This window comes from Paenibacillus doosanensis (assembly GCF_025060755.1).
GTDB classification, from domain to species: Bacteria; Bacillota; Bacilli; order Paenibacillales; family NBRC-103111; genus Paenibacillus_S; species Paenibacillus_S doosanensis.
The window spans coordinates 21,121-28,709 of record NZ_JANYUY010000081.1 but is presented as its reverse complement, the minus strand read 5'-3'; the positions used below and the strand labels follow the sequence as shown (position 1 = coordinate 28,709).

General features: G+C 52.9%; 8 protein-coding genes. 2 read left to right on the top strand and 6 right to left on the bottom strand.

The annotated features are described in order from the left end of the window. Together N0M98_RS32145 and N0M98_RS32140 are read right to left on the bottom strand one after the other, a co-directional pair. Window positions 1-913 (bottom strand): serine/threonine protein kinase (locus N0M98_RS32145; RefSeq protein WP_259620322.1); only part of this gene is annotated, 913 nt, incomplete at its 3' end. 262 nt (window positions 914-1,175) lie between these two features. Next, entirely contained in the window at window positions 1,176-1,718 is a 543-nt protein-coding gene (locus N0M98_RS32140) for an MOSC domain-containing protein (protein WP_259620325.1), read from the bottom strand. A gap of 164 nt (window positions 1,719-1,882) precedes the next feature. On the opposite strand from N0M98_RS32140, the gene N0M98_RS32135 reads away from it, so the two are divergent. Next, window positions 1,883-2,647 (top strand): polysaccharide deacetylase family protein, encoded by a 765-nt coding sequence (locus tag N0M98_RS32135; protein ID WP_249865716.1) that lies wholly within the window; start codon window positions 1,883-1,885, stop codon window positions 2,645-2,647. A 72-nt stretch (window positions 2,648-2,719) separates the two neighbouring features. Here N0M98_RS32135 and N0M98_RS32130 read toward each other — a convergent pair whose 3' ends face one another. The 3 genes from N0M98_RS32130 to N0M98_RS32120 are packed head-to-tail and all read right to left on the bottom strand — an operon-like array spanning window position 2,720 to window position 5,658. Next, window positions 2,720-3,622 (bottom strand): glycine betaine ABC transporter substrate-binding protein, encoded by a 903-nt coding sequence (locus N0M98_RS32130; RefSeq protein ID WP_259620321.1) that lies wholly within the window; start codon window positions 3,620-3,622, stop codon window positions 2,720-2,722. Window positions 3,623-3,626: 4 nt separating this feature from the next. Continuing rightward, entirely contained in the window at window positions 3,627-4,457 is an 831-nt protein-coding gene (locus N0M98_RS32125) for an ABC transporter permease (RefSeq protein WP_375295582.1), read from the bottom strand. After that, a complete protein-coding gene (locus tag N0M98_RS32120; protein ID WP_249865719.1) occupies window positions 4,438-5,658 on the bottom strand; it encodes a quaternary amine ABC transporter ATP-binding protein in 1,221 nt (406 codons plus the stop codon). Before N0M98_RS32120 ends, N0M98_RS32125 begins: the two co-directional genes overlap by 20 nt. Before the next feature lie 273 nt (window positions 5,659-5,931). Between N0M98_RS32120 and N0M98_RS32115 the strand changes: the two genes are divergently transcribed. Next, the gene (locus N0M98_RS32115; RefSeq protein WP_259620320.1) at window positions 5,932-6,501 is read left to right on the top strand and encodes a GbsR/MarR family transcriptional regulator; all 570 of its coding nucleotides are present in this window, start codon (window positions 5,932-5,934) and stop codon (window positions 6,499-6,501) included. Window positions 6,502-6,796: 295 nt separating this feature from the next. On the opposite strand, the gene N0M98_RS32110 is transcribed toward N0M98_RS32115, so the two are convergent. Then, window positions 6,797-7,393, bottom strand: a complete 597-nt coding sequence (locus N0M98_RS32110; protein ID WP_259620319.1) for a TetR family transcriptional regulator — start codon at window positions 7,391-7,393, stop codon at window positions 6,797-6,799. Between the last annotated feature and the right edge of the window lie 196 nt (window positions 7,394-7,589).

The following is a 7,589-nucleotide window of genomic DNA, read 5'->3' as shown; positions in this document are numbered from 1 at the left end:
CGAACGTCGCGCCGGCCCCGCCGTACAGCGCGCCTACGGCGACCAGCCGCGGCGGCTGCGCCGGGCGGGCGCTTCGGCCGCCCGCGGCATCGCTTGGGCGCCCGCCTTGCTCCGCCAGAGCGCGCTGCAGCGCGAGGCGCACTTCCGCCGCGTTCTGACAGCGCGCGTCCGGTTCCGACTGCAGCAGCTTCTCCACGAGCCCGGCGAGGCTCTCGGAGATGCCCGCGTCGTGCTCGCGCAAATCGCTGCAGGCGGCATGCCCGTATCGGCCGCCGCTGAGTAAAAAATACATGAGCGCCCCGAGCCCGTACCAATCGGTGCGCTCGTCCGTCTGACGCCCCTCGAACTGTTCCGGGGCGGCGAAGCCGACCGTGCCGATAGGCAACGTATCGGCCGATTGCCCGGGTTTGTAGTTGCGCGCAATGCCGAAATCGATCAGCCGCAGCCGCTCCTGTACGTCGATCATCAGATTAGCCGGCTTCAGATCGCGATAAATGATCGGCTCCGGCTTTTGCGAGTGCAAATACTCGAACAGCTCGCATAGCTGCAGCGCATAATCGATCACTTGATCGCTCGTCATGCGCCGCCCCTGCCGTTCAAACCGTTTCAGCAGCGTTTCCCCTTCGATATAATCCATCACAAGATAGCTGAAGCCGCCCTGCTCTTCCAGATAATAATCGACAATATCGGGAAGATTCGGATGATTGAGCCGGATCAGCATCTGCGCTTCCTCCAGCCCCGCGCCGACTTGCTCAGGATCGAGCCTTGATTCCTTAACCGCCCTCCGTTTGCCGGGCAGGCGCATATCTTCGGCCAAATACACCGTGCTCATGCCTCCTCGGCCGATTACGGCCGAAATCCGGTATCTGCCGCCAAGCACATCGCCTTCCTGCAAGCCTTCCCGATGGCGCATGACGAGTCACCTCCGTATTAGCGGAAACATCCCTTGATGAACGACGCAGCGCTGCCGCGCTGCCCGGCCTCATCAAGCGCAAGTCATCCTGCTGTTCCGCTTGCTTCGTCTTCTTGTTCATCATGATTTAAGCAATTTCCTAAACAACAAAAGAACCGCCCCTGCCATGCCTAAGCATGGTAGAGGCGGTTCTTCCGCTCATGTTTACCAAATGTTGACTATAAATTACCACAAATTTCTTGAAAATGCAATAGCATTCGCGTTATACGCCTTCGATCATGATTTTCACCGGATCGCCCTGACGGATCATGCCTTCGCGCTCGACCGAGCAGACAATGCCCCGCATGCGGTAAGCCGTTTTAACGAAGGCCGTCTTGATCCCCGGAATGCCCTCCGCTTCGGCGATAGCTTGACCGGCATCGGTGCAGGGGGCATTTTCCCCTTCACAGATCAGCCCCGCGCCGTCCGGAAACAGCAGTCTCGCTCCTTGCGGCAGCGACGTAAGCTCCTCGTAACCGCTCAATAATATATTGGCGCCAAGCCATTCCGGCAGCAGTTCCGCAATGCCGAGCTTGGCCGCAACCCGGGCGCATTCTTCAACCGATACGATGCTGATTTGCCTTCGGTTCGCCACCATCGTGCCGCGGGGATAGAACCGCTGTCTGGAATCGGCCGGACGGAGCAAGCCGTAATGCCGGTCGCCGGGAATTCCCGCCAGCTCGACATCCAGACCGGCCTCGCGCTGGGTTATGAAACTGCCCGGGACGCGGGCGATCAATACCGCTTCCGCGGTCGCTTCATACATTTTCACATCGATCAACTCCTCGTATTTATCATATCAATTTTACTCCCTGACTGGAATTGTCACGTGGTAAATAATTGGAAACCGGTTTACGGCTAATTTTATTTTGTGCGGGAAAACTATGGTACACTTTCATATTTACAAATGCAATAGGAGGCCATAGCGATATGCGAAGTCGTAACATCAAGGTGCTGGCGCTCACGAGCTGCATTCTTCTGCTGGGGTTCAGCACTACCTTGGCGGCAGCGCCGAGCAAGGGACGTCCCTACTACGAAAAGCGGGGAGAAGTCGTGTGGGAAGTGCCAACAGAAGAACAAGTCATTGCGCTGACCTTCGATGACGGCCCCGATCCGGAGGATACGCCGATCATCCTGGATTTGCTGAAGCAATACGGCGTCAAGGCCACTTTCTTTATTATCGGAAACAAGGCGGAAATGTACCCCGATTTGGTGAAACGAGAAGCGGATGAAGGCCATGAATTAGCGAATCATACCTACAAGCACTTGTATTTCAACAAGCGGGTCACCGAACGCCGGTTTAAAGAAGAACTCAGCAAAACCCAGGACGCCATCTTCAAGGCAAGCGGCCATAAGCCGCATCTGTTCCGTCCTCCGGGAGGCTACTACAATGAAACGCTCGTGCGGATCGCCAGAAAAGAGGGCTTTACGGTAGTAATGTGGTCATGGCATCAAAACACGATGGACTGGAACACGCCGGGCATAAACAAGATTACTTCCACCGTGCTGGACAATGCGCGCAACGGCGATATTGTTTTATTCCATGATTATGTGGAAGGAAAGACACAAACGATTGCGGCGCTCAAAAAAATATTGCCCGAGCTGAAAAACAGAGGATACCGTTTCGTCACGATATCCGAGCTGTTGACTTACAGCAAAATAAGCCCGGTCAAGCAGGAAAACGGCACTCCGTGAGCATATGCATCCGCAACCCGAACAAATAAAGAAGGAGCAGCCCTTAATCAAGGGACTGCTCCTGCTATTGTCTTATTTCGTTTTCAAATCCTCAATCGAATCGATGTCCATATAGGAAGGAACGACGAGCCCGATTTTCGTGCCGTTCAAGTTCGGACCGAGATCCTCGAATTTGCCTTTGTATTTCTCGTAATAATCTTTATGCGTCGTCGGCAGCCACGCGGCTACGATCGCATCGGCGTCTCCGTTCGACACGCCGGCCCACATCGGACCCGCTTCGACTTGCAGCATATCGACTTTATAGCCGAGCTTCGTTTCGAGCACATTTTTCACGACGTTGGTGCTGGCAATTTCGGAATCCCAGGCAACGTAGGCAAGCTTCAATTTTTTCCCGTCAGCCTTAGGAATATCCTTGGACCATTCGTCGACTTTGGCCGCATTGTCCTTCACCCATTCGGCCGCCGCGTCTTCCGGCTTCTTCCCGTCCTGAATGGCAACCATCACTTTGGCCATATCTTCCGGGGTCCATTCGAATTTATCCAGCAGCGCGTAGGCGGAAGGCTCGTCTTGCTTCAGCCCGTTGCGGACGACAGTGTGAATCTGCTCATCTCCGCCGTAGACGTTCTTCGGGTCCTTCAAATATTTCAAGTCATATTTGCCGAACATCCAGTGAGGCGTCCAGCCGGTAATGATGATGGGCTTTTTATCTTTGTACGCTTTATCCAGCGCAGCCGTCATCGCCGCTCCGGAGCCTTCGACCAGCTTCCAGTCCTTCAGATCGTAATCCTTAAGTGCCTGATCCGTCGATTTCATAATGCCCGCGCCCGGGTCGATCCCGATGATCTCATGCTTGACTTGATCCCCGATCGTCTGCGTCGCTTCCGTTCCGGCTCCTCCCGATTGTTTGGCGCACCCCGTTACAATTACGAGCGCGGAAAGTCCCGCAAACAGAAACGATTTCATCAACTTATTCATTCGACTACCCTCTCCTTTTTCTTTTTACTAAATGCTGTGTCATCCTATCCAGAAAAATTGCCAAGATAACGATCGCCAGTCCCGCTTCAAAGCCTTGGCCGGTTTTGATTTGGGTAACGGCCCGGTACACGTCGGCCCCGATCCCCTGAGCCCCGATCATGGAGGCAATGACGACCATCGATAACGCAAGCATCAGCGTCTGATTGACCCCCGCCATGATGGAAGGCACCGCCAGCGGCAGCTGGACCTTGAACAACTTCTGTCCCGACGTCGATCCGAAAGCGTCCGACGCTTCCACCAAATCCTGCGGCACCTGCCGGATGCCGAGATTCGTCAAGCGAATCGTCGGCGGAACGGCGAAAATTACCGACGCGATAACGCCGGGTACGACGCCCAACCCGAAAAATGTGACGGCCGGAATCAAATACACGAAAGCCGGCATCGTCTGCATAAAGTCGAGAATCGGCGTCAATATGCTTTGCACGCGCTGGCTGCTGGCGCACCATATGCCAAGCGGAATGCCGAGCACAACCGAAATCAGCGCCGAGGTAAGCACAAGCGCAAGCGTATCCATCGTATGGTCCCAGTACCCGAGGTTATCGATTAAATACAAGCCGATGACTGTAAATAAAGCGAGCGGCAGACGGGCGAACCAATACGCAATCGCTCCGAGGATGATGATAAACAGAAGCGAAGGCACCAGATGAAGCACATCGGAAATTCCGTTTACAACGCCTTCGATAACCGCCGCTACGGGATCAAAGAAAAACGATAAGTGCGTTTCCAGCGCGTCTACACCGTGCTCCACCCATTCATCAAGAGGTAACTTCGGTATCGCCATGCTCTGTCACCTCCTTGGTCAGCAGTTGCCCTGCCAGCGCCCCAAGTACGGCGCCGCGCACAATGACGCCGACGATGCGGCCGCTGTCGTTTACTACGGCGACGGGGTATTTGGACGTGCCGCAAATTTCAAACAGCTCGTTCAGCAACACATCCGGAGATACGGTCGGCACCTCGCGGATCAAAATATCGTCCAGCTTACGGCCTTCTTTCATTGCTTCGGAAGCGTCATAAGCCGTTATAACGCCCAACAGATGCTTCGAGCGGTCGACCACGAACAAATTGGAAATCCCGCTTTCTCTCATCAGCTGCAGCGCTACCCGCGGCCCGCGATCCAAACCGATCGTTTCCGGACGGCGCATGACATGGGAGGCGGTGAGCACCTTGGACAGATCGACATCCTCGACGAACCGTTCCACGTATTCATTGGCCGGGTTGATCATAATTTCTTCCGGAGTCCCGATCTGTACGACCGCTCCGTCCTTCATAAGCGCGATCCGGTCTCCGATTCGCAGAGCCTCGTCCAGGTCATGCGTAATGAAGACGATCGTCTTCTTCATTTTCTCCTGCAGCTCCAGCAGCTCATCCTGCATATCCTTACGGATCAACGGGTCCAGCGCACTGAAGGCTTCGTCCATAAACAAAATATCCGGATCGTTGGCAAGCGCTCTGGCAAGTCCGACCCGCTGCTGCATACCGCCGCTTAACTGTTCGGGATAGCTGTTTTCCCAGCCTTTGAGACCGACCAGCTCCAGCGCTTCGGCTGCTTTCGGTTCCCTTTCCGCTTTGGCAACCCCCTGAACTTCGAGACCATATTCCGCATTTTGCAAAACGGTTCGATGCGGAAATAGGGCAAACTTTTGAAAAACCATACTGATTTGTTCGCGTCTCACCCGGCGCAGCTGTTCATGATTCATCTTGACGATATCTTTGCCGTGAACCTCCACCGTACCGGACGTAGGTTCGATCAGGCGGTTTAATAACCGGACTAATGTCGACTTTCCGCTTCCGGACAGTCCCATAATGACAAAAATTTCTCCGGGCTCGATAGAAAAACTAACCTTGTTAACCCCTACCGTGTGCTTCGTTTCTTTATATATTTTCTCTTTAGACCAGCCTTTGGATAGAAGCTCCACGGCGCTTTCGGGGTTTGGGCCAAACACCTTGGTAAGATCCTTTACTTCGATAATGGCCAAGGCTATCACCTCTTTTCATTGCTATTCGGCTACCAGCTCTCTTATACAAGTGTAAAGAACACATTCTAAGGAGTCAACAGTTTTTTTAGTTCGTAACGTACGTACAGAAAAAACTGTACAATGTTTTAGTGGAGAATGCTCCGTTATGCTTTCATATCGACCCCCATCCATTGCTTTACATTCTGCAGTTTGTTTCTTACAATAAATCGTGAGTTCTGATAATGATGAAACAAGCATCTGAGTCTAGGACACCGACAGAGGAGTGGGTGCAGTATGAACGGGCTCGAAGGGCTTACGCCCGAGCAGGAGTTAGCAATTCAAAAGGCGCGCAAGCGGATCATCGAATCGATCGGTAAAAATATGGACTTGTATGGAATTACTCTGTCTCACGGACTCTTATACGGTTTAATGTTTTTCCAAAACGGACCGATGACGCTTGATGATATGGGCCAAGCCATGGAAATGAGCAAGACAAGCATGAGCACGGGAATCCGTACTTTGCTGGATATGAAGATGGTCAATCAAGTATGGGAAAAAGGATCGCGGAAAGACTTTTATGAGGTGGAATCGGACTGGTATCAAACCTTTGCCGATTTTTTCGGGATCAAGTGGCGCAAAGCGCTGGAAATCAATCTGCAGTCGCTGCGCAAATCGCTGGTCGAGCTGCAGGCATTAGCGGAACGGTTTCCGGAAGACGCGCAGCTGCAAGCCTGCTTGGAGATTGACATTACGAAAATTAAAGAAGCTATTGCATATTATAAATGGCTAGGCAAGCTCATCGATTCGCTGGAATCGGGTGAAATTTATCAGTTTATTCCCAAGGAACCTCCCGAAAGCAAATAACGGCGAAGAGGAACCGGAAGAGTAATTTCAATCGTATTTCAAGGACCAAGCAGGAACCCCCCCCCCCAAAAGTGACGTGATGCTCTGAAGCTTATTCCGTCCGCATCCAGCCTAAGCTGGATCGGCGTCTAGCCATTCCTCGGGGATCGTTCTATGGTTAGACTTTGCTTTCGGGGGAGCCCCCGGATATCCACAGGATATGGCTGCGCATCATTTCCTAAACAACCAAAAAACCGGATGACGGCTTCCGTCACCCGGATTTTTGCGTTGAAAGCAGCAGAACGCTTTTACACGGTCATTCGAAGCCTTCCGCTCCAAGCGCCCGCAGTACAAACTTACTGGCGTATTCCGCGGTCTGTTCGGCTGTGGCCTCTTGCTCGGAACACAGCGGCTGGAACACCGCGAATTTTTTCAAAGAAAACGCGGTGCTGACGATAAAAAGCAGCGTATGATCGAGCGATTCGTAGTGAAAGAGCCCCTGGCGCTTCCCGTTCTCCAACAGCTCTTTCATTTTAAGCCAAATCGGGAAGGTCAGTTCCTTGATGTGCAGGGCTCTCTGCGAATTCGAAGCGAATTCCTGCTGAATGATCGCCGCGAGCTCCATGTCGTTTATGCAGAACCAGACGACCTCCTTGATCAGCAGACGCAGTCCGCCGACCGGCTCTCTCAGCCGCTCCTCCAGCTCCTGCAAGCGGTGCCCGACGAAAAAATAATCGAATACAGCGTGAAACACTTTTTCCTTCCCGCCAAAATAATACGAAACAAGCGCTACATTCGCTCCGGCCTCTTCGCAGATTTGCCGGACGCTGGTGCCGTCGAAGCCTTGCTTCGAGAACAGTTTTTTAGCCGAAAGCAAAATGCGTATTTTCATTTCCGAATCCGCCTGTGCCATGTGCCTCTCCCTTACCCAAACCATTGTTGAACAAAATCCTAGATAACCGCTTCTTTCTTTATATTATGAAACTTTCTTTGTCGAATCGCAAGCGGATCGCGGCACGGCGGGAAATGTTCCTGGACATGGGGAGATGTTTTTCTGGGAAGACGGAACGAATCCTATGTAACTCCTTCTACATACAGGTACAGCCAAG